This is a genomic window from Pseudomonas sp. TH43, assembly GCF_016650635.1.
In the GTDB taxonomy this organism is placed as follows: Bacteria; Pseudomonadota; Gammaproteobacteria; order Pseudomonadales; family Pseudomonadaceae; genus Aquipseudomonas.
Genome location: NZ_JAEKFI010000004.1, coordinates 1,439,773 through 1,464,385, shown reverse-complemented (window position 1 = coordinate 1,464,385; position 24,613 = coordinate 1,439,773). Strand labels below are relative to the sequence as shown.

Annotated in this window: 27 protein-coding genes; 14 read left to right on the top strand and 13 right to left on the bottom strand. The window is 59.4% G+C overall.

Translation table 11 applies throughout. The features are described 5' to 3' along the window. The first annotated feature begins 4 nt into the window (after positions 1-4). The 8 genes from JFT81_RS23120 (at position 5) to JFT81_RS23085 (ending at position 6,002) form a co-directional block, all read left to right on the top strand. Positions 5-682 carry a hypothetical protein gene (locus JFT81_RS23120; protein WP_207199914.1) on the top strand — a complete coding sequence of 226 codons (678 nt, stop codon included), beginning with the start codon at positions 5-7 and terminating at the stop codon, positions 680-682. An 88-nt stretch (positions 683-770) separates the two neighbouring features. Further along, entirely contained in the window at positions 771-1,220 is a 450-nt protein-coding gene (locus JFT81_RS23115) for a hypothetical protein (protein ID WP_201230629.1), read from the top strand. 10 nt (positions 1,221-1,230) lie between these two features. Continuing rightward, entirely contained in the window at positions 1,231-1,602 is a 372-nt protein-coding gene (locus JFT81_RS23110) for a hypothetical protein (protein WP_201229294.1), read from the top strand. Positions 1,603-1,621: 19 nt separating this feature from the next. Beyond that, positions 1,622-2,170, top strand: a complete 549-nt coding sequence (locus tag JFT81_RS23105) for a hypothetical protein (RefSeq protein ID WP_201229293.1) — start codon at positions 1,622-1,624, stop codon at positions 2,168-2,170. After that, the gene (locus tag JFT81_RS23100) at positions 2,157-3,011 is read left to right on the top strand and encodes a tetratricopeptide repeat protein (RefSeq protein WP_201229292.1); all 855 of its coding nucleotides are present in this window, start codon (positions 2,157-2,159) and stop codon (positions 3,009-3,011) included. Before JFT81_RS23105 ends, JFT81_RS23100 begins: the two co-directional genes overlap by 14 nt. Beyond that, complete coding sequence (locus JFT81_RS23095) at positions 3,008-3,769, top strand: lysozyme inhibitor LprI family protein (RefSeq protein ID WP_201229291.1); 762 nt, start codon at positions 3,008-3,010, stop codon at positions 3,767-3,769. Before JFT81_RS23100 ends, JFT81_RS23095 begins: the two co-directional genes overlap by 4 nt. 55 nt (positions 3,770-3,824) lie before the next feature. Continuing rightward, the gene (locus JFT81_RS23090) at positions 3,825-4,823 is read left to right on the top strand and encodes a hypothetical protein (RefSeq protein WP_201229290.1); all 999 of its coding nucleotides are present in this window, start codon (positions 3,825-3,827) and stop codon (positions 4,821-4,823) included. A 159-nt stretch (positions 4,824-4,982) separates the two neighbouring features. Further along, positions 4,983-6,002: a hypothetical protein gene (locus JFT81_RS23085; RefSeq protein ID WP_242485640.1), complete on the top strand. Its 1,020-nt coding sequence runs from the start codon at positions 4,983-4,985 to the stop codon at positions 6,000-6,002. Between the two features lie 62 nt (positions 6,003-6,064). Here JFT81_RS23085 and JFT81_RS23080 read toward each other — a convergent pair whose 3' ends face one another. Next, entirely contained in the window at positions 6,065-6,436 is a 372-nt protein-coding gene (locus tag JFT81_RS23080; RefSeq protein WP_201229289.1) for a DUF6124 family protein, read from the bottom strand. 531 nt (positions 6,437-6,967) lie between these two features. On the opposite strand from JFT81_RS23080, the gene JFT81_RS23075 reads away from it, so the two are divergent. Next, positions 6,968-7,351 carry a helicase gene (locus tag JFT81_RS23075; RefSeq protein WP_201229287.1) on the top strand — a complete coding sequence of 128 codons (384 nt, stop codon included), beginning with the start codon at positions 6,968-6,970 and terminating at the stop codon, positions 7,349-7,351. A 279-nt stretch (positions 7,352-7,630) separates the two neighbouring features. Here JFT81_RS23075 and JFT81_RS23070 read toward each other — a convergent pair whose 3' ends face one another. The 6 genes from JFT81_RS23070 to exbB all read right to left on the bottom strand — a co-directional run bounded on the left by JFT81_RS23070 (position 7,631) and on the right by exbB (position 14,514). Then, a complete protein-coding gene (locus JFT81_RS23070) occupies positions 7,631-9,031 on the bottom strand; it encodes an aminoacyl-tRNA deacylase and HDOD domain-containing protein (protein ID WP_201229286.1) in 1,401 nt (466 codons plus the stop codon). A 79-nt stretch (positions 9,032-9,110) separates the two neighbouring features. After that, positions 9,111-11,186 carry an ATP-dependent DNA helicase RecG gene (gene recG / locus JFT81_RS23065; protein ID WP_201229285.1) on the bottom strand — a complete coding sequence of 692 codons (2,076 nt, stop codon included), beginning with the start codon at positions 11,184-11,186 and terminating at the stop codon, positions 9,111-9,113. Positions 11,187-11,195: 9 nt separating this feature from the next. Next, complete coding sequence (locus JFT81_RS23060) at positions 11,196-12,125, bottom strand: hydrogen peroxide-inducible genes activator (RefSeq protein WP_201229284.1); 930 nt, start codon at positions 12,123-12,125, stop codon at positions 11,196-11,198. 257 nt (positions 12,126-12,382) lie between these two features. Then, positions 12,383-13,129, bottom strand: coding sequence for an energy transducer TonB (locus tag JFT81_RS23055; RefSeq protein ID WP_201229283.1), 747 nt, complete (start codon positions 13,127-13,129; stop codon positions 12,383-12,385). Beyond that, on the bottom strand, positions 13,126-13,554 hold the full coding sequence (exbD, locus tag JFT81_RS23050) for a TonB system transport protein ExbD (protein ID WP_201149356.1): 429 nt from the start codon (positions 13,552-13,554) through the stop codon (positions 13,126-13,128). Before exbD ends, JFT81_RS23055 begins: the two co-directional genes overlap by 4 nt. 6 nt (positions 13,555-13,560) lie before the next feature. Then, on the bottom strand, positions 13,561-14,514 hold the full coding sequence (gene exbB / locus JFT81_RS23045) for a tonB-system energizer ExbB (RefSeq protein WP_201229282.1): 954 nt from the start codon (positions 14,512-14,514) through the stop codon (positions 13,561-13,563). A gap of 188 nt (positions 14,515-14,702) precedes the next feature. On the opposite strand from exbB, the gene JFT81_RS23040 reads away from it, so the two are divergent. Further along, on the top strand, positions 14,703-15,560 hold the full coding sequence (locus JFT81_RS23040) for an SDR family oxidoreductase (protein WP_201229281.1): 858 nt from the start codon (positions 14,703-14,705) through the stop codon (positions 15,558-15,560). A 139-nt stretch (positions 15,561-15,699) separates the two neighbouring features. On the opposite strand, the gene JFT81_RS23035 is transcribed toward JFT81_RS23040, so the two are convergent. The 6 genes from JFT81_RS23035 to JFT81_RS23010 form a co-directional block, all read right to left on the bottom strand. After that, the gene (locus JFT81_RS23035) at positions 15,700-16,440 is read right to left on the bottom strand and encodes a hypothetical protein (protein ID WP_201229280.1); all 741 of its coding nucleotides are present in this window, start codon (positions 16,438-16,440) and stop codon (positions 15,700-15,702) included. A 69-nt stretch (positions 16,441-16,509) separates the two neighbouring features. Continuing rightward, positions 16,510-16,890, bottom strand: coding sequence for a RidA family protein (locus JFT81_RS23030; protein ID WP_003229509.1), 381 nt, complete (start codon positions 16,888-16,890; stop codon positions 16,510-16,512). A gap of 24 nt (positions 16,891-16,914) precedes the next feature. Further along, positions 16,915-19,020 (bottom strand): bifunctional GTP diphosphokinase/guanosine-3',5'-bis pyrophosphate 3'-pyrophosphohydrolase, encoded by a 2,106-nt coding sequence (gene spoT, locus JFT81_RS23025; protein WP_007920338.1) that lies wholly within the window; start codon positions 19,018-19,020, stop codon positions 16,915-16,917. 57 nt (positions 19,021-19,077) lie between these two features. Next, the gene (gene rpoZ, locus JFT81_RS23020) at positions 19,078-19,341 is read right to left on the bottom strand and encodes a DNA-directed RNA polymerase subunit omega (protein ID WP_007894670.1); all 264 of its coding nucleotides are present in this window, start codon (positions 19,339-19,341) and stop codon (positions 19,078-19,080) included. Between the two features lie 167 nt (positions 19,342-19,508). After that, positions 19,509-20,129, bottom strand: coding sequence for a guanylate kinase (gene gmk, locus JFT81_RS23015; RefSeq protein ID WP_201229278.1), 621 nt, complete (start codon positions 20,127-20,129; stop codon positions 19,509-19,511). Positions 20,130-20,139: 10 nt separating this feature from the next. After that, on the bottom strand, positions 20,140-21,003 hold the full coding sequence (locus JFT81_RS23010) for a YicC/YloC family endoribonuclease (RefSeq protein WP_201229277.1): 864 nt from the start codon (positions 21,001-21,003) through the stop codon (positions 20,140-20,142). A gap of 269 nt (positions 21,004-21,272) precedes the next feature. Between JFT81_RS23010 and rph the strand changes: the two genes are divergently transcribed. The 4 genes from rph to JFT81_RS22990 all read left to right on the top strand — a co-directional run bounded on the left by rph (position 21,273) and on the right by JFT81_RS22990 (position 24,600). Further along, the gene (gene rph, locus JFT81_RS23005) at positions 21,273-21,995 is read left to right on the top strand and encodes a ribonuclease PH (protein ID WP_201229276.1); all 723 of its coding nucleotides are present in this window, start codon (positions 21,273-21,275) and stop codon (positions 21,993-21,995) included. A 28-nt stretch (positions 21,996-22,023) separates the two neighbouring features. Further along, on the top strand, positions 22,024-22,392 hold the full coding sequence (locus JFT81_RS23000; RefSeq protein ID WP_201229275.1) for a DUF4870 domain-containing protein: 369 nt from the start codon (positions 22,024-22,026) through the stop codon (positions 22,390-22,392). A 29-nt stretch (positions 22,393-22,421) separates the two neighbouring features. Further along, complete coding sequence (locus tag JFT81_RS22995) at positions 22,422-23,315, top strand: AraC family transcriptional regulator (protein ID WP_201229274.1); 894 nt, start codon at positions 22,422-22,424, stop codon at positions 23,313-23,315. A gap of 94 nt (positions 23,316-23,409) precedes the next feature. Further along, positions 23,410-24,600, top strand: a complete 1,191-nt coding sequence (locus JFT81_RS22990; RefSeq protein WP_201229273.1) for a Xaa-Pro peptidase family protein — start codon at positions 23,410-23,412, stop codon at positions 24,598-24,600. The last annotated feature ends 13 nt before the right edge of the window (positions 24,601-24,613 follow it).

Below are 24,613 nucleotides of genomic sequence, written 5' to 3'. Positions count from 1 at the left end.
GCTCATGCTTGCTCAAATCGGCCATGCCGCTGAGACCGTGATGGTCGGCAATATGACAGGCCAGTCGCGTGTCGCTCAGGGTCCGGCGGACGTTGGCGTCGATATGGGAGCGTGCCGGTTTTCCATGCCGCTCCTGCAAGACCAATGGCTGCAATTCAACGCACCCGATCTGATATTCATCGCCTCCCAACAACTGCCCGATCCCTCCAGCGCACCGCACTTGTGGCAAGCGCCGACATCCAGCGGCTATGAATGGAATTTCGAAACGTTGGCCAATCGGACTCAGCCATGGTTCGGGATGATGTGTGAAAACCTCGGCAGCTTTTCCTCCCTGACGACGCTGCCGCCAGCGGATGACACGATCGAACTGCAACTGCTGCGCGAGGCCAATGACCGCAAGTGCCCGGCGACCTTGACCGAAAACGGCTGGCGGCCAACAGCGCTGGCGGGTGATCCGCAGACCTATGCCTTTGAGTCACTGCAGGGCGCGAAGTCGTCGGGGTTCATCATCGGCTACCACCCACCGCATCAACCTCAATTCAGCCGTATCGCCTTCTGCCTGATGCAAGGTGAGCAGGTGCTGATCGGTGCTGCCGAATCAGGCTCGGCCACGCCGTTGTCGATCAGCGCCGCAGGCTTCAAACAGATCAAGACAGCGGTGCGCAGCATCGCCTTCGAATGAGCATCCCGACGATACGTCGCACAGATGGAGTTACAGCGTGAAAGGATTTTTGGTTCTACTCGGCAGCTTGCTGCTGGCGGTCTCTTCCATGGCTTTCGCCGCCGACCCGGATTTCAAGGATTACACCGTCACCCCGGTCTTCACCGGCACTCACCCTGCGCTGGTGCCGCAGGAAAACAGCAACCCGGTGATTGACAGTGCGCGAGCGAAGGCCCTGAAAGGCAAGGTCAACTTCGCCGGCCACTACATCATCAACCCACTGGGTTGTGGCGGCGGTGCCATCTGCGCCGAAGTGCTCGATGCACAAACCGGAGAAGTGGTCGGGGGCCTGCCGAATGCCTACGACGGCAGCACGTTCGCCATGGCGTACCAACCCGACAGCCGCTTGATCTTCATCACCGGGATTTCCCTCGATGGTGAAGTAGACGCTCAGGGCAATTCGCTGGAGAGCGTTAACCGCTACCGTTACTACGAATTTGTGAACAACGAATTCCGTCTGCTGACGATGACCGACGCGGAATCGCCGCCGCTTGAATAAGGATGATGGGATGATCCGTTTTTTTATTCGGAGCGTGCTGAGCGCGCTGCTGCTTTTGCCTTTCGCCCTGCCGGCGAGTGCCAGTGAAGGCAGTTGCTACGGCTACCTCACTGAACTGGTCAGGAGCAGCGACTTCCCGTTTCAGTATGTCGGCAAGGACAAGGTCAATCTGCTGATTGATGAGGACGACGGAGAAATGGTGCGCGCCCAATTGTTTTTCGACACGGACGGCACCGGCACCATCGGCTGGATCAAATACACCCCGGCGACACGCGTATTGCTCAATACCTCGGCCGAATTGGACGAGCCGGTGGCGTTGTCCTTTGACGCCAGGTTCGCCGATGGCTACGCAAAATGCCTGACGGAAAAACAGGCCGGTTAACGGCGAAAGGGAATTCTCGATGAATCAGTTTTATCTAGCGGGCAGCCTCGCGTTGCTGCTCTGCGCGCCTGCATTTGCAGCGCCAGCGGATGCCTACACCCAGCGCGACGTAATGCAGTGCGGCGGGGTTGAAGTGGTGCTGGTGTCGTCGTGCCGGTCGGTGACAGTGGATGACGCGGAAACCCACCTCATCGCGGTCTGCTCCGACCAGACCATCAATATCGGCGGCAAAGTGCTGCGGCGTGACATCGGTAAAGTTCTGCAACGTACCTCCGACGGTGCGAAGACGAAGATGTTGAACAACGTGGTGGTGGCAATGGATTGCGTGACAGGCAGCAAGGGCAGCCTTGTTTCAATCGGTGGCTACGGCGGTTGCGGTGCCTGCCCGGAGTGGCACGGGTATTACTCGACCGCCGGGCGACTGGAGCAATACAGCTTCGACAATACCCAGCGCTCGTTTGGTTCGAAGGGGTCACGGGAAGAGCTGATTGAGGCGTATGGGGTTAGCAAAAGACAGCTGCAATCGCCAAGCCCGACGGAGAAAAGGATTGAATATGGCAAGCCTTAAGTGGGTGTTGATCGGCAGTCTGTTTGCAACCGCCGCCTGCGCTTTTGCCGAAGACGAAGATCCGCCAATTGTTGGTATCGGCGGGCACACGGTTACGTTTCGAGCGACAAAGTGGACGATGCCCGGCGTTGAGTCGGCGACTGCATGGTTCACCGCAAACGGCAAAACCTTTCCGCTCTTCGGCGCTGACATTGGCGCTGATGGACACACTTATATGCTCAGTCCTGACAAGAGAACCTTGTTGCTCGACCCAGTGATCTTCGGCATGTTGTCGGATGAGAATCAAGAAGAAAAACTGGTGTCGCAGCAGCATTGTGATGTGATCTCCATGGAGACTGGTTGCGTGCTGGCTGAGCGTTCTGCTCGCTTTTGTGTCGGTAAGTGGGCAGGCAATAGCTGGATTTCAGAAGAGGGCGAAGTGTTGGAGCCCATCCTTGAGACGAGGACGCCAAAGGACCTGCTGAAAAACGTCACGACTACCGAGCCGGCGCAGTCCCGCGCCGAGTCCCTCGAATGGAGCATGAGTTTTTTAAGTGCCGAATCCTATATGGCGTGCCATCCCCCAGCGCAAAACATTCAAGTCTACAACGACCTGGGTTTTTACCTCGCCGAGGGCGGCAAAGATGAACTGGCACTGAAGTTCTATCGCGGTGTTGAGGCGGTCGGCAAGCGCACAGTGTTGATGCTGAACATGGCGGATTCGCTGTGGCGACTGAACAGAAAAGGCGAAGCACAGCGTTATTACCGCGAGTACGGCGAAGCAATGGCTGCCGCTGGTAAGGCACAGAAAATTCCGCAACGCGTCGCTGAGCGAACTGCACATCAGGGAATGAAAAATTGAACAGGTTGGTGCGCTTTATCGCGTTGTCCTTTGGACTGCTGTTCGCTTCAACCGCGTTCGCTGAGAATAATTGCAAAGTCATTACCGTGAGCTGGCAATACCTTGAATGCATTGAAGCCGAAGGTAAGGCGGCCGACGCGAAACTGAATGCCAGTTACAAAAAGCTGATGGCGCGCTTCGCGTCAGAGCGAGCAGAAGACCCAGCAGAAGCTGAGGCTTTCATGGCGATAGCCAAAGATTCACAACGTGCCTGGCTCAAGTTGCGCGACACAACGTGCCTGCTGGAAGCCACAGAAGTCCAACCCGGCTCCCAGGCACAGTCCTTGATGGTCAGCTTGTGTGTGGAACGGATAAGTCTTGAGCGCGCTGGTTATCTGGACGCTATCGCCTCTGATCGACCGAGTGATGTGACCAATATCAGTCTAGTGTCGCAATCTTCCTCTCAACGCTACGGCGATGTCGTGGCTCGCTACGTCAGTACCTTCAGCAATCCTTGCCTGACTGTTCAGATCCTCGCGCCCGACGGCAACTGGAGAGTGCTGTCGTCCAGGCAGTTTTGCAGTTTCGATGGCAAGACGTTCTGGAGCGACTATGCCGACGCGGGTTTCAAGGATCATGCGTTTGCCGAGGATGGGTTACACGTAACGCTCCGCCTGACCGAGCGCAGTGCGCCCGGGGAGAAGCGGCTGGCCTGTGTGATTCCGATTCAGAACGAGCAAATCAAAGAGCTGAAATGTGGCGCACCTGAATCATCGTGATGCCCCTCGCGCTAGTTATTGAAGACTGATCAATTCGTCGATCAACAAGGAAGTAATGGAAGTGAACAGGTTTTCAAGTTGTGTGTGCTTGCTCGCATCGATCATCGGTCTTAACGCGGAACCGGCAACTGCGGATGACTTGCAAACCATCAAGCAAATGCATCCGCCGGTGGTGGCATCGGTGGGCGAGCAGAAGATCACCGTGCTGTTCTTGAAGAACACGCTCAAAGGTCAGACGACAGGTGCCTACGTTCCCGGTGGGGAGGTTTTCTACACGACAATGAGTGCCACGAGGCCAGAACTCTCGTTTGTGGCGCCGCTCGTGGGTGAAGAAGTCACATCGGTGTTTTTTTTCGAACGCAAATTCCCTGAGCGAGCGGGGAAGTCCCTGTACGTGCTCATGAGGCGAAAAGAGTCAAACGCTGGTTTCGAAGGCTACACCTATTGGACGCTGGAATTGCCACTCATCAAGCAGGGCGAGCAGTTGTCTCTGCGGTTTTTTCGCGGTGATCCACCAGACCCCGAGTTGCAGGACTGTCGCGACGGCCGAGACCTTGAAAACGGCGTCGATGTTGTGTGTGCCTACAAGGATGCGGCGAGTATCAAAAAGCGCTTGGCAGACCTCGATGCAAAGATCATTGCTGATTCAAAGCTTCAACAGGACCTGCGCCAGAAGTCGCCCGAAACCACCGGCGGCGTGCTCCGAGTAGCTTGTCCTTCACCCGAGTTTTCAGTGTTCCTCGCTGCGTTTTCCGAGCGCGCTGACGTGCAAAAGGCTTTCGTCCTGCAACCGCTGCAAATGGTCACTACCGTGGCGGGCGATCCTGAGCCTGAGATGCAAAAACGCAGCCTCAGCGGTGACGAACTCAAGTTTCCAATCATTCCGGATCTGGCAAAGCGAGAGGCCCAGGGCCTGACGTTGACCGTCAAGGAAGAGCAGGGCAACCAAGCCACGGCAATCCTGCAGAAGCCGGATACCGACTATGTCTTCGAGTATCGGTTTGAGCGTGGGCAGTGTTGGCAGTTGAAAGAAGTGATGGATTACTCACTTTAAAACGCAGGGCACAGGGTTCAAAGGCGAAATGCCTTCTGTTCAATCAGACCCGTAAATCATGAGCAGGAAGGCAAGTTGAAAAGATTAGGCTTGGTCGCGTTGTTACTGTGTTCTTTCTCTGTGGCAGCGGGGCCGATGTTTCCGTCGCTCAAGTCGTGCATGGATGCCGACAGCGACTGTGCGCTGGCGCTGAAAGACGATTTCTTGGTGGACGCCAAGTCCGGGCAACGTCTCTCTGAAAGGCCGGTATCGGCGGGAGCAATGAGTGTTTTCTGGCTGTATCGAGATGGCGAGCGCTACATCCTGGAGGAGGAAAACTCCTCACAGGCGAAGTCGCGTCGCTGGCTGGTATTCACCTACGACAGCGGCAAAGTGGTGCTCGACGGCGCTTATGTTTTCTCGATCGACATTGATATGAACACCGGGCCCTATTGGCATGGCTACGACTGCCGAGGTGCTGCCAAGCCGTTCGCCGTGCCCACGAAAGATCCGTTCAATGAAGTCGCTTTGGAGGAGTTGTGCGGGGAGGCCGAAGGCTGGGTCGTCTCGGGCCGGGATGCCGAAGTGCCGGTGTCTGCCAAGGGGCTGGCCGTCAGTGTTCCCGTTTACCACGCCCGCAATCGTGAGGGCTCAGCGACGTACCTGTTTACTGAAAGCGATGTTCCGGATCTTTCCAAGTTGGTGTGTTTGTCCAATTGTGCCGATGTCGCTCAAACACCAGAACGCGTTTCGCAAGAAACAGCGCTATTGAAGGGCGGGCAGGATGGAACGTTGTGTTCGGACGACGAAGACATTTATTTCAGTTGCCCGTTACAGGGTGGCAAGACGGTTTCCATTTGTGCGCGCGGAAACAGCAAACCCACGGCCGGTTCTGTTCAGTACCGATATGGTATTCCGGGAAAAATAGAGATGGTCTATCCGAAGACGGCTTTGCCGCCCAAGGGCAAATTCTTCGTTGTTGATGCGTCGGAAGGCAGCGTGAACCTGAACATCATCAAGTTCAAAAGCGGTGCCTATACCTACTTCGTTAGTCAGGCATTCGTGAGTTATCTGAAGGTGCTCAAAGAGGACAAAGTTGTGTTCCGCCAGTCTTGCAATGCCGGTGGCAACGCTTACGTCCACCGATTGGCGGACTTCGGGTTGGAAGCACGCGCAAAAAGCGCAGAGGACTTTCGCTAGTCGCTTTGGCTTAGGATCAGAAAAGGGGACTTACCGTCCCCTTTTTTCATCCAAACCTCTCGCTACGGCTTGATCGCCGCGCGCCGTATTTCGATGTGGTCGAGCGTGCCTTCCACCATCAGTCTCACTCCGTCCGCCATTCTGCTCAGGGCCAGCGCTACCGAGCGGCGTGAGCCGTGGAGGTCGTCGGCGAGGTCGGAGGCGATGACGCTGATGGACAGGAGGTCTTCGGAGGCGTTGGCCATGAGGGCTTCTGCGTCGGTGCCGGGGGAGAGGCTGAAGAGGCCGGTTTCGCGTTTGGGTTGCGGTTCGAGGGGCGGTTTGAAATGGTGGTCGAGGGCGCGCTCGGCGGCTTCGTGGAATTTCTTTGATTCCAGCGATTCGTAGGGCGAGATATCCGGGGTTTCGGGGGGATTGGGTGTTGGTTTGATCATGGCGCAGTTTCCTGGAGTTAAGAGACTGCCATCGTTTCGCTTTGCACTTCGAAAGAGGTGGCAGCTGTGCGTTGGTGTGCAAGACCGGTCCAGGTACCCGGCAGACCCTAAGGTCTCCGACGCACAGCCGCCATAACGATCCGCGAGCATAGGAAAACGCTCAGCGGAATGCCATCAGTGATTGTGCACCTGAACCGGACTTGCACGTCCGAGTCACCGATTTTGCGGTGACACACAAAGCCTATCCACATCGCACCTGCTCGCCTAGTTCATGGACAGCCCCGCGGTTTGCAGGAAATTTCCCATAGATGTGCGGGGCGGAAGATCAAAAGATCGCAGCCTTCGGCAGCTCCTACATGAATGTGATTCTTAAGGTGTAGGAATGGTCGGTGGCTGGACTTTGTATCGTGACTTGGTGGTCATCGTGCGGGAAATGGTCTGCATCCTCTTCCAACAGTGGCGGATAGTGGCGTTATTGTCCGAATCCCTTACACTGCCCCCGCCGTTCATTTTCCTTTTGAGGCTGTGCGCATGAAATTTCGTTTTCTCCTGTGGATGCTGGGTCTGTTGATGGGTAAGGCCAGTCGGAAAAATCCTGCGTTCCAGCAGCAGTTGGGCGACAAGGATCTGGTGTTTCAGCTACAGACCCTGGACGGCAAAGTGGCGCGGCATTTCGTGGTGAAGAACCAGCGCATCACCAGCAAGACCGGCGTGGTCGCGGAGCCGGCGTTTGCGATTGCCTTCAAAGATGCGGCGTATGGGTTTGCCACGATGCAGGCGAAGAACAAGCAATTGGCGTTCATGCAGGGGATTCAGGACAAGTCGATCCAGATCAAGGGCAACCCGGCGCTGGTGATCTGGTTTCAAGGGCTGACCAAGTATCTGAAACCGCGCAAGGCCAAGCCGAAGGCTTGAGAAGTAGAAGGGCCTGAGTAGAAGAACTGTTGTGGCGAGGGGATTTAGCGAAACGTCGCACCGCCCCGCTGGGCTGCGAAGCGGCCCCAAAACCTGAGACCTCGGTTTTTCTGAAACACATTGTTGGCTGGGTTTGCGACTGCTACGCAGCCGAACGGGGCGGTGCGACGTCTCGCTAAATCCCTTCACAACAGGTTTTTTTGTGAGTCAGGTAAATCGGGGGGAATTCATCGCGGGCAAGCCTTGCTCCTACAGGAGTGTGGCTTGCCCGCGATGCATTCAGGCCTGGCTGAACTGTGAGGCCAGCTCACGCAGCAGGACTTCGGCTTCGAGGACTTTGCTGACGACGTCGTTGGCTTTTTCGCGGCTCAGGCCGACGCGTTCGAGCAGGGCGTCGGGGATGTCTTCATCCGGCCCCGAGCCAATCCCGCGACCGCGCAGCAGGCGCACGGCCAGGCAGACGAGATTCGGGTATTCGGCGTAGGCGCCGTCGTAGCTTGGGTCGTGCTGGAAGCGCAGGGCGGTGGCCAGCTCGTCCGGCATGTCCCAGTAGCGCATCAGCCACGAGCCGATCTGTTCACGGCTGATACCGAGCAGGTGTTGCTCGATGTAGCTGTGGCACAGGTGCGGGTTGACCTCCAGGTGGCGGCAGATCAGCGAGAAGTGCGGCGGAAAGACGTGGGCCAGCAGCAGATAACCGAAGTTGTGCAGCAGACCGGCGAGGTAGGTCAGGCCGGCTTCCGGGCGCTGGGCGCGCGGCATGGCGCGGGTCAGGCCCTCGATGACAGCGGCGGTGTAGATCGACTGCTGCCAGTAGGGCGTGGTGTGTTGCGGGTGATCTTTGGGCAGGCTCAGCGTCTTGCCGAGGGCCAGGCCCAGCGCCAGGTTGATCACCAGATCGAAGCCGAGCACGCGGACGATGGCGTCTTCCACCGATCGAATCTTGCCCGGCGAGGCGTAGTACGGCGACGCCGCCCAGCTCACCACTTGTGCGGCCAGCGCCGGGTCGGTTTCGACCACGCCGGTGATGTCGTCGATGGTGGCATTAGGGTCAACGCGCAGCTTGATGATTTTTTGCGCGGTTTCGGCCAGCGGCGGAATCTCGATGGTCGCTTCCAGGCGCTGCTGGATGCGTCGCGCGGTGAACGCTTGCACGGCCTGGGTGATTTCCTCGCGGTCATCGTCCGGGCGGTCGAGGTTGGGGCGAATGCTGCTCAGGGCTTCGCCGAAGTTGGCGGCGCTGGCCTTGGTCAGCATGGTCTTGAAGTCTTCGCTGGCGATTTCCAGCAGCAGGCCCGGCTCGCCGGAGTTGATCAGCAGCTTCGGTTCGCGCAGCAGGCTTTCTTCGTACAGGCACGGCGAACTGGTCAGCGCCGGCAGGCCCGGCAACAGGCTCAGGCTGTGTTTGCCGAGCATCTTTTCCAGACGCTCGGTGGACACCGCAGTCAAACGCCGGCCAGTCAATTCGGCGAGGCGATTGAGGTCGAGCAATTGGCTCTGTGGAAACAGCACCATCAGCGCGCCCACGGCGTCGTCGAGCAATACGGCTTGTACCTTGCGCGAGGCATTGAGGCCGTGATGGTCGAGCACTTCTTCGTAGGCGATACCCAGCTTGCCGAGCAACAGCCGAATTACCGACGGCGCGTGCAAGGATTCGGGGGCGAGAGCTGCGTCAGTCATGGTGTGTATCCGTTTTTGAAACAATGGCAGGAGTATAACCAGCTCTGTCGGAACGAGCTGTCAGAAACTGCGACGGTGCTCACACTTGGCCATATTGCTGCCCGTGCCGCAGCCAGCGGTCGAGCAAAGGGCTGACGTGGGTCGGCCAGCGTTCCAGCAGGGCTTGCGCGGCGTCGCGTACGGCGGGCAACAAGTCGGCATCGCGCATCAGGTCGGCGACTTTGAATTGCAGCAGGCCGGTCTGGCGGGTGCCGAGCATTTCGCCGGGGCCGCGCAGTTCGAGGTCTTTTTCGGCAATGACGAAACCGTCGTTGGTCTCGCGCATGATGCCCAGACGCTGACGACCGATCTGCGACAGCGGCGGATGGTAGAGCAGCACGCAATGGCTGGCGGCGCTGCCTCGACCGACGCGGCCACGCAACTGGTGCAGTTGTGCGAGGCCGAGGCGCTCGGGGTTTTCGATGATCATCAGGCTGGCGTTGGGCACGTCGACGCCGACTTCGATCACCGTGGTGGCGACCAGCAGTTGCAGGTTGCCGGCCTTGAACTCGGCCATCACGGCGGCTTTCTCGACGGGTTTCATGCGCCCGTGAATCAGCCCGACTTTCAACTCGCCGAGGGCGAGGGTGAGGTCTTCAAACGTGGTTTCAGCAGCCTGGCAAGTCAGCTCTTCCGATTCTTCAATCAGCGTGCACACCCAATAGGCCTGACGCCCTTCGGCGCAAGCGCCGCGTACCCGCTCGATGACTTCGACGCGGCGGGTGTCGGTGACCAGCACGGTGTTGACCGGGGTTCGACCGGGCGGTAATTCGTCGAGGATCGAGGTGTCGAGGTCGGCGTAGGCGCTCATCGCCAGGGTGCGTGGAATCGGCGTGGCGGTCATGATCAGTTGATGCGGACACATGCGCCCGCCAACACCTTTCTGCCGCAACGCGAGACGTTGCTGCACGCCGAAACGGTGTTGTTCGTCGATGATCACCAGTGCGAGATTCTTGAACTGCACTTCGTCCTGAAACAGCGCGTGAGTGCCGACCACCATCGGCGTACCGCTGGCGATCTGCTCTAACGCCGCGACACGATTCTTGCCCTTGAGCTTGCCGGCCAGCCACGCCACTTCAATGCCCAGCGGTTCGAGCCAGCGCTTGAAGGTGATGAAGTGTTGTTCGGCGAGAATCTCGGTCGGCGCCATCAGCGCGACCTGATAGCCAGCCTCCAGCGCTTGCAGCGCGGCGAGGGCGGCGACCACGGTTTTACCGGCGCCCACGTCGCCCTGAATCAGCCGCAGCATGGGTTCATGCTGGCTGAGGTCGTAGGCTATTTCGTTGCCGACGCGCTGTTGCGCGCCAGTCGGGCTGAAACCGAGATTGGCGAGATATTTCGGTGGCAGCTTTTTCGCTTTCGGCATCGCTGGCGCGCGCAGCGAACGCATGCTTTCGCGCAAACGCTGTTGAGACAGTTGATGGGTCAGCAGCTCTTCGAAAGCGAGGCGATGTTGCGCCCAGTGATGGCCGAGGGCGAGTTCATCGACGTCGGCATCGGCGGGCGGGTTGTGCAGGTAGCGGATTGCATCGGCCAGTGGCGCCAGTTGATAGTCGCGGGCGAGCTCGGTCGGCAACCAGTCGGGCAGGGTGTCGGGCTTGAGCATCGTCAGCGTTTGCATGCACAACTGGCGCAGGCGCGCTTGGGTCAGGCCTTCGGTGAGCGGGTAAACCGGCGTCAGGGTTTCATCCACTGGCGGCGGCTCGTCGCCGGTGATGGCGCGATATTCCGGGTGGTAGATTTCCAGTCCTGACGCGCCGGGCCGCGCTTCGCCGTAGCAGCGAATCCGCGTGCCGCGCTTGAGGCCTTCTTTTTGCGCGTTGCTGAAATGGTAGAAGCGCAGGCTGAGGCCGCCGGTGCCGTCCTGCAAACGCACGACGAGGCTGCGACGGCGGCCCATGACCACATCGGCGCCGCTGACGGTGCCTTCGACCACGGCATCCTGTCCCGGTCGCAAATGCCCGATCGGCACCACGCGGGTGCGATCCTGATAACGCAGCGGCAGGTGAAACAGCACGTCCTGGAGGTTCTCCAGACCGACCTTGGCCAATTTCTCGGCCATGGCTTCACCGACACCCTTGAGTGCCGTCACCGACACTTGCGACAGCTCAGTCATGACGCTCGCTTAACCGGCCGTAACCGGTGCCGCTGGCTTGGCCACCGAACACAGGCGAATGGAGTCGGCGAGGATCTCGATGGCTTTCGGCCGTGGGAAACTCGCGCGCCAGGCAATGGCCACGGTGCGAAACGGTACCGGTGGCGACAAAGGGCGCACTTCGATCACGCCCGGGGCGTAGTGGTGGCTGTCGACTGCCGACAGCGGCAGGATCGAAATACCCAGCCCCGACGCGACCATGTGGCGAATGGTTTCCAGCGAGCTGGATTCGACCGTGGTGTGCTTGGCGCCGTCGTTGCCTTTGGTCAGGGTCGGGCAGGCTTCCAGCACCTGATCGCGGAAGCAGTGACCTTCGCCGAGCAGCAGCAGGCTCTTGTCGTTGAGCAGGCCGGCGTCGATGGTTTCCTTTTGCGTCCACGGGTGTTGAGCCGGCATCAAGACGTAGAACGGCTCGTCGTAGAGTTGCAGGGTCAGCACGTCGGCTTCGTTGAACGGCAGGGCGATGATGATCGCGTCGAGCTCGCCGTTGCGCAGTTTGTCGCGCAGCACGTGGGTAAAGTTTTCTTCGATGTACAACGGCATCTGCGGGGCGACCCGGTGCAGTTGTGGAATCAGGTGCGGGAACAGGTACGGGCCGACCGTGTAGATCGCGCCGACTTTCAGCGGCGCGGTCAGCTGGTTCTTGCCGGCCTGGGCCAGTTCGCGGATGCCCTGAGCCTGCTCCAGCACTTTCTGCGCCTGGGCGACGATACCTTCGCCAACCGGAGTCAGGCGCACGGCGCTCTTGCTGCGCTCGAAAATCAGCACACCGAGTTCGTCTTCAAGCTTTTTCACGCCCACCGACAGGGTCGGCTGGCTGACGTGGCAACGCTCGGCGGCGTGGCCGAAATGCTGCTCTTGGGCGAGGGTAACGATGTAGCGTAATTCTGTGAGAGTCATAGCAAGCGTCCATGAAGATGCGGGCCAAGCATACCGGCTGCAATCGATAGACGCACGTTATCAGACTGAGTGAGAAATGCGACACCGGGCAATGTAGGTTTGCAGTGCGCAGATACGCAAAAGGCACCTTTCGGTGCCTTTTTGGCTTTGCGCAAACCTTGTAGGAGCAGAGCTTGCTCGCGAAGGCGGCGTGTCAGTCAGTACATCGTTCTCTGACACATCGCTTTCGCGAGCAAGCTCAGCTCCTACAGACTGCGTTAACGGCGGCGTTCGAGGGAGTACACAAACGGCGCAACAATTTCGATCGAGCCATTGGTCAACATGTCGGCCGGTGGCTTGGGCAGCGGTTGCGCGCGGCGGATCATTTCCAGGGTAGCCCGGTCCAGATCGGCGTTGCCGGAGCGGCCCACCAGTTCGAAAGACAACACATTACCTTCAGCATCGACCACGAAGCGCAGACGGTTCAAGCCTTCCTTGCCCCGTGCCTGAGCACTGGCCGGGTACTTTTTGTACTTGGCCAAATGCGCGAGCAGGGTGCCTTGCCAACTGGCTTTGGCAGCCATCTGGGCAGGCGAAGGGCCTGGCGCAGGCTGGGCGGATTTCTCCGTCGGTGCCTGAGTCGGTTGGGTGTCGGCCGGTTTCTCCTCGGAAGGTTTCTCCTTCGGCGGATCAGGCTGCTTCTTCTCGACAGGCTTCGGCGGTTTAGGCTTTGGCTTCGGTTTTGGTTTGGGCACCGCAATTTCAGCTTTCGGTGCTTCGGCCAGTTTCGGGATCGGCAACTCTTCAACCGGAGCCGGTGGCTGCGGCGGTGTGACGACTTTCGGCGGAGCAGGCGGTGGCGGGGCCGGAACCGGGGCCAGCTCGACCATCATTGCCTGCGGTGGCAATTCGATGGGCGGGCGAGCGGTCCAGTTCAGCGCCAGCGCGATGGCCAGCGCATGAACGCCCAGCACCACCGCCAGGCTACCGCTGTAACGCGTCAGCTTATGGCGCGTTGTGATCATTTTTTGGCTGCCGTCTCAAGTCCGACCAGACCGACCTTCAGGTAACCGGCGGCGCGCAGTTTATCCATCACGCTCATCAGGTCGCCGTAATCCACGCCCTTGTCGGCCTGGAAGAAGATGGTGGTGTCTTTCTTGCCCTGAGTCTTGGCGTCGAGGAAGGCGCCGAGGGTTTCCGGCTTCACTTCGTCTTCGCCGATGTACAGGCGTTGATCAGCCTTGACGCTGAGGAACACCGGTTTCTCTGGCCGCGGCGCCGGTTTGGCGGTCGAGGCAGGCAGGTCGACTTTGATGTCCACGGTGGCCAATGGAGCCGCCACCATGAAGATGATCAACAGCACCAACATCACGTCGATGAACGGAGTGACGTTGATTTCGTGGTTCTCGGCCAGATCGTCGTCTGCGCCTTCTTTCAAATGCAGGCCCATGGCCGATTACCCCACTTTGACCATGTGCGGCTGCGAGCTGCGCTCAGGCTGGTGGTCCAGATCACGGCTGACCAGCAGCAGCACTTCGGCCGATGCATCGGAAACCTGTGCCTTGTAACCGGCGATGGAGCGGGCGAACACGTTGTAGATCACCACGGCTGGAATCGCAGCAACCAGACCCAGTGCGGTGGCCAGCAGCGCTTCAGCGATACCCGGTGCTACCACGGCAAGGTTGGTGGTCTGGGTTTTGGCGATACCGATGAAGGAGTTCATGATGCCCCACACGGTACCGAACAGACCGACGAACGGTGCGGTGGAGCCGATGGTGGCAAGTACGCCGGTGCCGCTGCTCATGTTGCGACCGCAAGCTGCCACGAGGCGCTCGAGACGGAAGCTGACGCGTTCCTTGATGCCTTCCTTCTCGCGGCTGTTGACCGACAGGCGCATCTCTTCGAGCGCGTCGTGCACCAGCAGGTTGGCGAGGGTGCCTTCCTTGCCCGCCGTCGCGCTGGCCTCTTTAAGGGTGGTGGCTTTTTTCAGGGCAGCGATTTCGCCACGCAGACGACGCTTGGCACCCATCAGCTCGAAGCCTTTGGCGATCCAGATGGTCCAGGTGATGATCGAAGCGATGGCCAGACCGATCATCACGATTTTCACGATGATGTCGGCGTTCTGGTACATGCCCCAAGGCGACAGGTCGTGGGCCATGCCCAGGCTGTTGTCGGCTTCGAGAACTTCCGGCACGTCAGCAGCATCTACAGCTTGTACCGGATCGGTAGCGGCCGGGGCGGCTGGTGCGGCAGCAGGTACGCTCTGCTCAGTGGCTGCTGGTGTCGCGGGCGCTTGTGCATCGGAGAAAGCGGCAGTCGGTGCCAGCATCAGGCTGAGCAGCAGAGCTGCCACCGCGCTCCAGGCGCGAGGTCGAGTGGTTGGCGAAGCGGGGATTTGATTACGTGTCATGCTGGCCGGACCTGAGATAGAAAAACGTTGATGCTCTTCCAGGCCTCGTAAGGCCGAGAACAAAAGTGGCAGGCATTATTGCAAGTAATTCTTGTTAACAAAAGTAATAGAGTATCTTTTTTTCCTTGATTGCTAGCCGCTCGTCCTTTGCCGGCGCTAGTCTATGCCTTTGCGATGGGAGTTTTTTGATGTCTGCGCCTTCTGTTTTGATTGCCGGTTGTGGTGATGTCGGCAGTCGTCTGGCCACGCAGTTGCTGGCGGCTGGCTGGGAAGTTCACGGTCTGCGCCGGGACGTTTCGAAGCTGCCTGACGGGGTGATCGGCGTTGTCGGCGACCTGTTCAACGAAGAGTGTCCGGCGACCTGGCCGGTGGGGGCGGTGGATTACCTGGTGTACTGCGCGGCTGCCACCGACCACGATGAGGCCGGTTATCGCGCGGCTTACGTGCAGGGTTTGCAGAATGTGCTGAGCTGGCTGGAAGACTACGGGCAGGTGCCGGAGCGGCTGATCTTCGTGTCCAGCAGCAGTGTGTATGGACAACAGGACGGCGGATGGGTGGATGAGACTTCCGAGACCGTCGCTACAGGTTACTCAGGTCGTTTGATGCTCGAAGCCGAACAAGTGGCGATTAATAGCGGCATTCCGGCCAGCGTTCTGCGCCTGACCGGCATTTATGGCCCGGGCCGCGAGTGGCTGCTGACTCAAGTGCGTCGCGGTTATCGAGTGGCGGTCGATCCGCCGCTGTATGGCAATCGCATACACGCTGATGACGCGGCGGGGTTGTTGGCGTTTCTGCTCGAAGCGGACCGTCGTGGCGTGAAGCTGGATCAGTTCTACATCGGCGTCGACGATGCTCCGGCACCGCTGGCCGAAGTGGTGGCCTGGTTGCGTGAGTATCTGGGCGTGACCGAGTGGGCTGATGATGCCAGCGTGCGTCGCACAGGCAGCAAGCGTTGCAGCAATGCGCGGGCGAAAGCATTGGGCTGGGAGCCGAAGTACCCAAGCTACCGTGAAGGCTACGCCGCGATCCTAGAAGGTAAATGCTGACTCTCTGACACCCCAAAAACTACTGTGGGAGCGAGCCTGCTCGCGAATCGGTGTGTCAGACAACATTGCTTTGGCTGACACACCGCTTTCGCGAGCAGGCTCGCTCCCACATTTGATCTTCAGTGGTTTCAGAGGCGAGTTACTGCTTCTCCAGCAACCACTTGCGCTCGCCCGGCGTGTACTGCGGCATCTCATCTGCCAGCGCCGTGTTCACGGCCTGGAAAATCTCCAGTTCCTTGCCCTTGCGCGCAAAGATGTAGGCATTGCCCTGGCCGTTGAGCTGCAACCACATGTTGTCGTTGGTGCTGCTCATCGACGCGCAATCGCCCGCCAGGCACAAGGCATAACGGTCGGCGCCAGGCAGGCCGGACACTTGGCCGTCAGCCTGGAACTGCACGGTGGCGCCTTCACCCTGGCCATTGGCGATTGTCCAGTTGCCGCCCATGTAGGCGAAATACAGGGCACGTTCGAAACTGGCACCTATCGGCGCGCCTTCCGGCGCGGGAATCTGTGCGCGGTCGAAGTGCTGTTCGGGTTCGTTATCGCTGGCGGCCTGCTGCAGTTGGCTGCCATCACGTTTCAGCTCACTGGCGGAGCTGCCATAGAAGTCGACCTTCCAGGTGCCGGATTGTTCGCCCAGCAGCCGTCCTTCTACGTTCTCAAAACCGTTGGTGTAGCGGGCCTGACTGGCCTTGGTGTTGACGTCCCACTCCAGGTTCGGGCCGTAAGCCTGAAGCGCTTCGCGCAGGGGGCCGCCCTTGGCTGCGGCATCGATCGCCACCTGATTGATCCAGGTGCCGCTGATGTCACGGTCGGCAGGGTTGCTGGCGCAGCCGCCGAGGAAAATGGCGAGCAGCGGGAGAGCTAGCGCTTTGCGCATGGTGGAATCCTTTCAAAACCTTGTCTTGCTGAGCAGTCGGCGCGGCATTTGAAGGCCGCGCCGCGCGCATCACTCGATGACCAGAATGGCATCCATTTCAACCTGCGAACCCTTTGGCAGGGCAGCTACGCCGATGGCGGCGCGAGCCGGGTACGGCTGGTCGAAGTACTTGCCCATGATCTCGTTGACCTTGGCGAAGTGGCTCAGGTCGGTGAGGAAGATGTTCAGTTTGACGATGTCCTTGAACGAACCGCCGGCAGCTTCGGCCACGGCTTTAAGGTTCTCGAACACTTGAACGGTCTGGGCTTCGAAGCCTTCAACCAGTTCCATGGTTTTTGGGTCCAGAGGAATCTGGCCCGACATGTAGACGGTGTTGCCAGCCTTGATTGCCTGGGAGTAGGTGCCGATGGCAGCCGGGGCCTTGTCGCTGGTGATAACAGTCTTGGTCATGTATGACTCCTTGTTAGGTGTGAGTTATGCGCGCATGCGGGTAATGCGGATTACCCCGGTCAAGGCGCGCAGCTTCTTGATCACGCGGGCCAGGTGCACACGGTCGTGGACGCTGACCACCAGTTGCACGACGCTGATGCGACCATCGCGTTCGTCCATGCTGATTTTCTCGATATTGCCGTCGGCCGCGTTGACGCTGCTGGCCAGTAGGGCGATCAGGCCGCGCTGGTGTTCCAGTTCGACGCGCAGCTCGACGTTGAATTCGCCGGTGACATCCTTGGCCCACGAGAGCTGGATGCATTTTTCCGGGTTGTGCCTGATTTCGCTGATGTTGCGGCAGTTGTCCAGGTGCACGACCATGCCTTTGCCCGCCGACAGGTGCCCGACAATCGGGTCGCCCGGAATCGGCGTGCAGCACTTGGCGTAGCTGAGCACCAAGCCTTCGGTGCCGCGAATCGCCAGCGGGCCTTCCGGGCTCGGCAACTGTTCGCCTTCGCCGAGCAGGCGGCGGGCGACCACATAGGCCATCCGGTTGCCCAGGCCGATGTCTTCAAGCAGGTCTTCAATCAGTTCGAGGCGGTATTCAGTGAGCATCGCCTTGACGCGTTCGGCCGGGATTTTCTCCAGCGAACTGTCGAAACCGTTGAGCACCTTGTTCAGCAGGCGTTCGCCGAGGCTGATCGATTCGGAGCGGCGTTGCAGCTTCAGCGCATGACGGATGTGCGTGCGCGCCTTGCCGGTGACGACGAAATTCAGCCACGCCGGGTTTGGCCGTGCGCCCGGAGCACTGACGATCTCGACCGTGGAGCCGCTTTGCAGCGGTTCGGACAGCGGCGCGAGACGCCGGTTGATCCGGCAGGCGATGCAGCTGTTGCCGACGTCGGTGTGTACCGCGTAGGCAAAGTCGACCGCCGTGGAGCCTTTCGGCAGCTCCATGATCCGGCCTTTGGGCGTGAACACGTAGACCTCGTCCGGGAACAGGTCGATCTTCACGCTCTCGATGAATTCCAGCGAGTTGCCGGCACGTTGCTGCATTTCCAGCACACCCTTGACCCACTGGCGGGCGCGGGCATGGGTGCCTTTCGGCTGCTCGTCACCGCTGGATTTGTACAGCCAATGGGCGGCGATGCCGTTGTTGGCCATCTCTTCCATTTCGCGGGTGCGGATCTGGATTTCGATCGGTACGCCATGCATGCCGAACAGCGTGGTATGCAGAGACTGATAGCCGTTGGCCTTGGGGATCGCGATGTAATCCTTGAAGCGACCCGGCAACGGTTTGTACAAATTGTGTACAGCGCCTAGCACGCGGTAGCAGGTATCGACCTTGTCGACGATGATCCGGAACGCGTAGACGTCCATGATCTCGTTGAAGGCCCGACGCTTGCCGCGCATTTTCTTGTAGATGCCGTAAAGGTGTTTCTGGCGACCGCTGACTTCGCCCTGGATGCCGTCGATCGCGAGGCAATGACCAAGGGATTCTTCGATCTTGTTGACGATTTCCTTGCGGTTGCCCCGGGCGCGTTTGACCGCCTGGTAGATCCGCGCGGAACGCATCGGGTGCATGGCCTTGAAGCCGAGGTCTTCGAATTCGATGCGAATGGCGTGCATGCCCAGCCGGTTGGCGATGGGTGCATAGATTTCGAGGGTTTCCTTGGCGATGCGCCGGCGCTTTTCGCCGGACAGCACTTCCAGCGTGCGCATGTTGTGCAGGCGGTCGGCGAGCTTGACCAGGATCACGCGAATGTCGCGCGCCATGGCCATGGCCATTTTCTGGAAGTTTTCGGCCTGTGCTTCGGCTTTGGTCTCGAAATTCATCTGGGTCAGTTTGCTGACCCCGTCGACCAGTTCGGCCACGGTTTCACCGAACTGCGCTTGCAGCGCTTCTTTGGCGATACCGGTGTCTTCGATCACGTCATGCAGCATCGCCGCCATCAGGCTTTGATGGTCCATGTGCATGTCGGCAAGAATATTGGCCACGGCAAGAGGATGCGTGACGTACGCCTCGCCGCTGCGACGGCGCTGACCGTCATGGGCTTGTTCGGCGTAGAAATACGCTCGGCGGACCAGGTTGACCTGGTCGTTGCCGAGGTAGGTCGATAAGCGATCGGCGAGGGCGTCTATGCTCGGCATGATGATTCCTGCCGTAGGCTGTGATCCCGCGCCGTGCTACGTCGACCAGGCATAGGCTTAGACGGCCTCGTTGGACTCGTCCTCGAACGCTGCGAACAGCGGTTCGTCTTCGACGATTTCAGCGTTGGCGATGAACTCGTAGCTCATCAGGCCTTCAGCGATTTCACGCAGCGCTACAACGGTAGGCTTGTCGTTTTCCCACTGAACCAGTGGCTCTTTGCCGCCGGTGGCCAGTTGACGGGCACGTTTGGTAGAGAGCATGACCAGCTCAAAACGGTTTTCCACGTGGTTCAGGCAGTCTTCAACGGTTACGCGGGCCATGGTATTCCTCGGAGCGAATGCAATATGCGCGCTGCCCGGTTGGGCGAGCGGACTCAACAGTTTAAAAAATCACCAGCGATTAGGGAAGCGCTGATTTTTTGACCAAGCCCTTCAACGCGCTGCAAGTGCCAATGTAAAGCGCTTGCAGGCATTTTGGGAAGTGCTGATTAACCGAGCAATTCGGCCAGCAATTTGCCATGAAGCTGTTGCTGACGCTTCTGAATGAGCTGATTGGCACGGAAAATCGCCTTCAGATCGTCCAGCGCATGGGCGAAATCGTCGTTGATGATCAGGTAGTCGTAGTCGACGTAGTGGCTCATCTCGCTGACCGCTTCACGCATCCGGCCATCAATGATTTCGTCGCTGTCCTGGCCACGGTTGGTCAGGCGCTGGTGCAGCGCTTGCAGCGATGGCGGCAGGATGAAGATCGAACGCGCCTGCGGCATCAGCTTGCGTACCTGCTCGGCGCCTTGCCAGTCGATTTCCAGAATCAGGTCATGGCCTTCGTCTAGGGTCTGTTGCAAGTGGCTCTGCGAAGTGCCGTAGAGGTTACCGAAGACTTCAGCACGCTCAAGGAAATCGCCGTGCTCGATCATCTTCACGAACTCGTTGCGCTCGACAAAGTGATAGTTCACGCCGTTTTCTTCACCCGGACGCATGGCCCGCGTGGTGTGGGAGACCGACACGCGGATCTCCGGGTTGGCGTCGGTCAAAGCCTTGACCAGGCTGCTCTTGCCTGCGCCCGAAGGGGCGGAAATGATGTACAGGGTGCCGGTGCTGTGGGTCATGTCTGTTGCCTTACTCAATATTCTGCACTTGTTCGCGCATCTGCTCGATCAACACCTTGAGGTTGACCGCCGCCTGGGTGCTGCGCGGGTCGAAGGCCTTGGAGCCCAGTGTGTTGGCTTCGCGGTTGAGCTCCTGCATCAGGAAGTCCAGGCGACGCCCGGCTGCACCGCCGGACTTGAGCACCCGGCGAACTTCGATGATGTGAGTGCTCAGGCGATCCAGTTCTTCAGCCACGTCGCTCTTTTGCGCGAGGATGACCATTTCCTGTTCCAGACGCTGCGGATCCAGCTCGGCCTTCATGTCGGCAAAGCGGTCGAGGACTTTCTGGCGCTGGGTGGCGAGCATTTGCGGCACCAGTTCACGCAAGGTCACGACGTCTTCTTCGATGGACGTCAGGCGCTCATTGATCAGGCGTGCCAGCTCCGCGCCTTCGCGCTCGCGGCCGGCCTTCAACTCTTTCAGGCCCTGATTGAACAGGGCCAGCGCGTCGGCATTCAGTGCTTGCGGGTCGCTGGCATCGGCGACCAGTACGCCGGGCCAGGCCAGCACTTCCAGTGGATTCAGCGCTGCCGGGTTTTTGATCAGGCCGGCGATGGTTTCGGCAGCAGCGACCAGTTGCGCGGCGCGCTCGCGATCGACTTGCAGGGGTTTGCCGGTGCTTTCTTCAGTGAAACGCAGGGTGCATTCCAGTTTGCCCCGCGACAGCCCCTGACGCAGCGCTTCGCGCACAGCGCCTTCGAGATCGCGAAAGGACTCCGGCAGGCGCAGATGCGGCTCCAGATAGCGGCTGTTGACCGAGCGCAGTTCCCAGCTCAGGGTGCCCTGTGCGCCGGCTTTCTCGACGCGGGCGAAGGCAGTCATGCTGTGCACCATGGTGGTACCTCGCAATGCAGATCGGCGCGAAACTTGGGTTCCGCAGGCGCGATATGAATGAATTTAAGCCGACTGGCAGCAAAGGCGCAGGATTGTAGCGCAGTGCGGCGAATGCGCCCAAACACACGGTGTGACAAAGGGCTGCAGCCCGTCGGTAATGCGTGTTTCAAGGCCTTCGATCGTCGGCCCGAATTTTTAACAAGTGCCCAGTCGCAGTGCAGCGCTCTATAATGCTCGGCAGTTTTCCGTCCTCAGTACAGGTATCTCCTATGAAACGTCCAAGTGGTCGCGCTGCCGATCAGCTCCGCTCGATCCGCATTACCCGCAACTACACCAAACACGCCGAAGGATCGGTGCTGGTCGAATTCGGTGATACCAAAGTCATCTGCACCGTCAGCGTCGAAAACGGCGTGCCGCGTTTCCTCAAGGGTCAGGGCCAGGGTTGGTTGACCGCCGAGTACGGCATGCTGCCGCGCGCCACTGGCGAGCGTAACCAGCGTGAAGCGAGCCGTGGCAAGCAGGGCGGCCGCACGCTGGAAATCCAGCGTCTGATCGGCCGCTCCCTGCGCGCGGCGCTGGACATGTCCAAGCTGGGCGACGTCACCCTGTACGTCGACTGCGACGTGATCCAGGCTGACGGCGGCACCCGCACGGCGTCCATCACTGGCGCCATGGTTGCACTGGTCGATGCGCTGAAAGTGATCAAGAAGCGCGGCGGCCTGAAAGGCGGCGACCCGCTCAAGCAGATGATCGGCGCGGTATCGGTCGGCATGTATCAGGGTGAGCCGGTACTGGATCTGGATTATCTGGAAGACTCCGCCGCCGAGACCGACCTCAACGTGGTGATGACCAGCACCGGTGGTTTCATCGAAGTGCAGGGCACCGCTGAAGGCGCGCCGTTCCAGCCGGAAGACCTCAACGCCATGCTGGAACTGGCCAAGAAAGGCATGAACGAGATCTTCCAATTGCAGAACGCCGCACTGGCTGACTGAGCACATTGATAACCGCAAGGAGAATGCGATGAGTGACCAGCAAGAGCTACTGCCCAAGCCGAGCCAGGAGGTTCGTCAATGGGCGATGTTTTGTCACTTGTCGGCCTTGCTGGGAGTCTGGATTCCGTTCGGCAATTTGATCGGGCCGTTGATCCTCTGGCAGATGAAGCGTGAAAAGGATCCGTTTATCGATGCCCAAGGCAAAGAGGCGCTGAATTTTCAGATCACCGTGGCGATTGCCTCATTGGTCTGCTTCCTGCTGATGGTGCTGATCGTTGGTTTCTTCATGATCGGCATTGTGGCCATTGGCGCACTGGTGTTGACGATCATTGCCGGGGTCAAGGCCAACGAAGGTTATCCGTACCGGTATCCGTTTACCTGGCGGTTGATCAAGTAGGTTCGCGGGCCTGACGGGCGGAGTGCGCAATGTCTCAGCCCTTCGCGTTTTCTATCGAGCAGCAAACCGAGGAGTGGCGGATGAAACCCGCCGCTGCCCTCACTGGTCTGCAATCGACCGGCGCTGCGGTGTTCCGCTGGCAGCGCTTTTCCACAGACAGTTATCGTTTTGAGCGCACGGAACCACGCGAGCATGTTTTGCTCAGCGTGATGCTTGCGCCTATGCAGTCGCGTGCCGCTGTTGGCGGCCAGCAGGTGTGGGACGGCCCGATTCACAGTGGTCAGGTGCGATTGCTACAACCCAGCCAATCCGCGAGCTGGAACACTCATAGCGCTTTCGACATCCTCCATGTGCACTTGCCCATGCAGGCGTTGACCGCTGCCGCGCAGGATCAGGGACTGAGCTTCGCGGGATTTCGCGGAACGCATCAGCCGCTGTATCAAAACGACCGAGTGGTTCACTTGCTTGCCCGGCAGTTGGCACTGTCCATCGGTGACAACCGTCAGGGCGCCCGTGAGCAGGCGGATCTGAGCGTTCAGGTGTTGATTGCTCATTTATTGAACAGTTATGAGCTTTCGAGTGCGCAGCCCATGGTTGCCAGCCAAGGCCTGATGGATGCCCTGCGCTACATTGAGCGTCACCCCTGCGAGAAACTCTGCATCGCCCGGTTGGCGGCGATCGCAGCGATGAGCGAATTCCATTTCGCCCGCGAATTCAAACGCGCTTTCGGTACTTCGCCTCACGCTCGCGTACTTGCCGTCCGCCTGCAAAGGGCGCGCAACGCTTTGGAAATCTCCGGCAAGACTGTTTTGGAAGTTGCCCTGGAAAGTGGATTTGCCGACTCCAGCCATTTCGCCAGAGTCTTTCGTAAAGCCTATGGCATCAGTCCGACGGATTTTCGTCAGTCCCGGCAAAACTCCTGAGCAAGAAAGTACCGGCAATTGAGCAAGAATCGGCGCGACGCCTGCAACGCCCTCGTTGAACACTGTCCGCACTTCAACGACACGGAGCCAGCCAATGGCACACCTCGGACACGCTGTGCGCGACTATCGCCTGCAACTCATGTACGCGCTGATGGATCGCGAAGGTTTTGATGCGCTGGTCTTTACCCAGGGCGATTTTTTCCAGTTTGCGACCAACTTCAATACCGATGTCGAGACGTGGGAGCGACCGATTCTGTGCGTCGTACCGAGAAACGGCGCGCCGTTCGTGATCGCCCATGAACTCTCGACCCACCATTGGCGATTCACCAGGGAAGCAGGGCACCTATGGGTCGAGGATGCGCGTTTTTACGCCGAGCATCCGCGGGTGCAAAATCGTCTGCCCTTGGTCACTCAGTGGAGTGAGTGGGTTGCGCAGTCTTTGCAGGATGCTGGCCTGCATCGCTCGCGCATTGGTGTTGATGCGATCACGGCACCGCTGGCCCGCGCCGGCACTCTGCTGCCGTCACTGATGCTGGAAAGTGCCACTGAAGCGTGCCGCGCGTTGCGACTGGTCAAGCATGCGGAGGAGATCCAACTGATGCGCGAAGCCTGCGCGCTGACCGATTGGTTGCAGGATCGCTACCGGGAAAATATCCGTCCCGGACGCCTGGTTCAGGAGCTGGACATGAGCATGGCGGCGCTGTTTGTCGAAGAGGCGGCCAATCGTTTCCCCGGTGAGGATGTGCAATGCATCGAGTTTTTCACCCTGTCCGGCCCGGCGAGTTGCGCGCCCCACGGTGATGGCCGGCAATGCGGTGCGCGGATTGAAAAGGGCCATGGCCTGGTCAATATCATCATCCCGCGTATCAACGGCTTGATCATCGAGAACGAACGGACGTGGTTTTGTGGCAAACCTTCGCCTCGACAGGCCCAACTGTACGCCGCGGCGCGGGAGGCCAATGAAGCCGCGTGCGAAGCGGCGGTAACCGGCAATCCGGTATGCGCTATCGACGCAGCGGCCCAAGGGGTTTTCGAGCGGCACGGGGTTGCCGATCTGATCATTCATCGCACGGGGCATGGTCTTGGCCTGATCGGCCATGAATTTCCCCACGACATGGCGTTCAACACGCGTGCGCTGATGAGTGGTGAAGTGTATTCGGCTGAGCCGGGGATTTTTCAGTGGGGGCTCGGGGGATTCCGCATTGATGACACGGTGGTGATCGGTGAAAAGCCAGACATCCTCACCCGCGCCCCGAGAGACATTGCCAGCCAGACAATCCTTTGACCGAAAAAAATGC

What these genes read in the sequence shown, in the direction of transcription:
- JFT81_RS23120 (WP_207199914.1), top strand. Translation starts at nt 5, where the DNA reads ATGCTTGCTCAAATCGGCCATGCCGCTGAGACCGTGATGGTCGGCAAT.
- JFT81_RS22990 (WP_201229273.1), top strand. Translation starts at nt 23,410, where the DNA reads ATGGCACACCTCGGACACGCTGTGCGCGACTATCGCCTGCAACTCATG.
- JFT81_RS23030 (WP_003229509.1), bottom strand. Translation starts at nt 16,890, where the DNA reads ATGACCAAGACTGTTATCACCAGCGACAAGGCCCCGGCTGCCATCGGC.
- JFT81_RS23110 (WP_201229294.1), top strand. Translation starts at nt 1,231, where the DNA reads ATGATCCGTTTTTTTATTCGGAGCGTGCTGAGCGCGCTGCTGCTTTTG.
- JFT81_RS23105 (WP_201229293.1), top strand. Translation starts at nt 1,622, where the DNA reads ATGAATCAGTTTTATCTAGCGGGCAGCCTCGCGTTGCTGCTCTGCGCG.
- JFT81_RS23055 (WP_201229283.1), bottom strand. Translation starts at nt 13,129, where the DNA reads ATGATCACAACGCGCCATAAGCTGACGCGTTACAGCGGTAGCCTGGCG.
- JFT81_RS23100 (WP_201229292.1), top strand. Translation starts at nt 2,157, where the DNA reads ATGGCAAGCCTTAAGTGGGTGTTGATCGGCAGTCTGTTTGCAACCGCC.
- exbB (WP_201229282.1), bottom strand. Translation starts at nt 14,514, where the DNA reads ATGACACGTAATCAAATCCCCGCTTCGCCAACCACTCGACCTCGCGCC.
- JFT81_RS22995 (WP_201229274.1), top strand. Translation starts at nt 22,422, where the DNA reads ATGTCTCAGCCCTTCGCGTTTTCTATCGAGCAGCAAACCGAGGAGTGG.
- recG (WP_201229285.1), bottom strand. Translation starts at nt 11,186, where the DNA reads ATGACTGAGCTGTCGCAAGTGTCGGTGACGGCACTCAAGGGTGTCGGT.
- rph (WP_201229276.1), top strand. Translation starts at nt 21,273, where the DNA reads ATGAAACGTCCAAGTGGTCGCGCTGCCGATCAGCTCCGCTCGATCCGC.
- JFT81_RS23060 (WP_201229284.1), bottom strand. Translation starts at nt 12,125, where the DNA reads ATGACTCTCACAGAATTACGCTACATCGTTACCCTCGCCCAAGAGCAG.
- JFT81_RS23080 (WP_201229289.1), bottom strand. Translation starts at nt 6,436, where the DNA reads ATGATCAAACCAACACCCAATCCCCCCGAAACCCCGGATATCTCGCCC.
- JFT81_RS23070 (WP_201229286.1), bottom strand. Translation starts at nt 9,031, where the DNA reads ATGACTGACGCAGCTCTCGCCCCCGAATCCTTGCACGCGCCGTCGGTA.
- JFT81_RS23040 (WP_201229281.1), top strand. Translation starts at nt 14,703, where the DNA reads ATGTCTGCGCCTTCTGTTTTGATTGCCGGTTGTGGTGATGTCGGCAGT.
- JFT81_RS23075 (WP_201229287.1), top strand. Translation starts at nt 6,968, where the DNA reads ATGAAATTTCGTTTTCTCCTGTGGATGCTGGGTCTGTTGATGGGTAAG.
- gmk (WP_201229278.1), bottom strand. Translation starts at nt 20,129, where the DNA reads ATGACCCACAGCACCGGCACCCTGTACATCATTTCCGCCCCTTCGGGC.
- rpoZ (WP_007894670.1), bottom strand. Translation starts at nt 19,341, where the DNA reads ATGGCCCGCGTAACCGTTGAAGACTGCCTGAACCACGTGGAAAACCGT.
- JFT81_RS23035 (WP_201229280.1), bottom strand. Translation starts at nt 16,440, where the DNA reads ATGCGCAAAGCGCTAGCTCTCCCGCTGCTCGCCATTTTCCTCGGCGGC.
- spoT (WP_007920338.1), bottom strand. Translation starts at nt 19,020, where the DNA reads ATGCCGAGCATAGACGCCCTCGCCGATCGCTTATCGACCTACCTCGGC.
- JFT81_RS23000 (WP_201229275.1), top strand. Translation starts at nt 22,024, where the DNA reads ATGAGTGACCAGCAAGAGCTACTGCCCAAGCCGAGCCAGGAGGTTCGT.
- JFT81_RS23010 (WP_201229277.1), bottom strand. Translation starts at nt 21,003, where the DNA reads ATGGTGCACAGCATGACTGCCTTCGCCCGCGTCGAGAAAGCCGGCGCA.
- exbD (WP_201149356.1), bottom strand. Translation starts at nt 13,554, where the DNA reads ATGGGCCTGCATTTGAAAGAAGGCGCAGACGACGATCTGGCCGAGAAC.
- JFT81_RS23090 (WP_201229290.1), top strand. Translation starts at nt 3,825, where the DNA reads ATGGAAGTGAACAGGTTTTCAAGTTGTGTGTGCTTGCTCGCATCGATC.
- JFT81_RS23115 (WP_201230629.1), top strand. Translation starts at nt 771, where the DNA reads ATGGCTTTCGCCGCCGACCCGGATTTCAAGGATTACACCGTCACCCCG.
- JFT81_RS23085 (WP_242485640.1), top strand. Translation starts at nt 4,983, where the DNA reads ATGGATGCCGACAGCGACTGTGCGCTGGCGCTGAAAGACGATTTCTTG.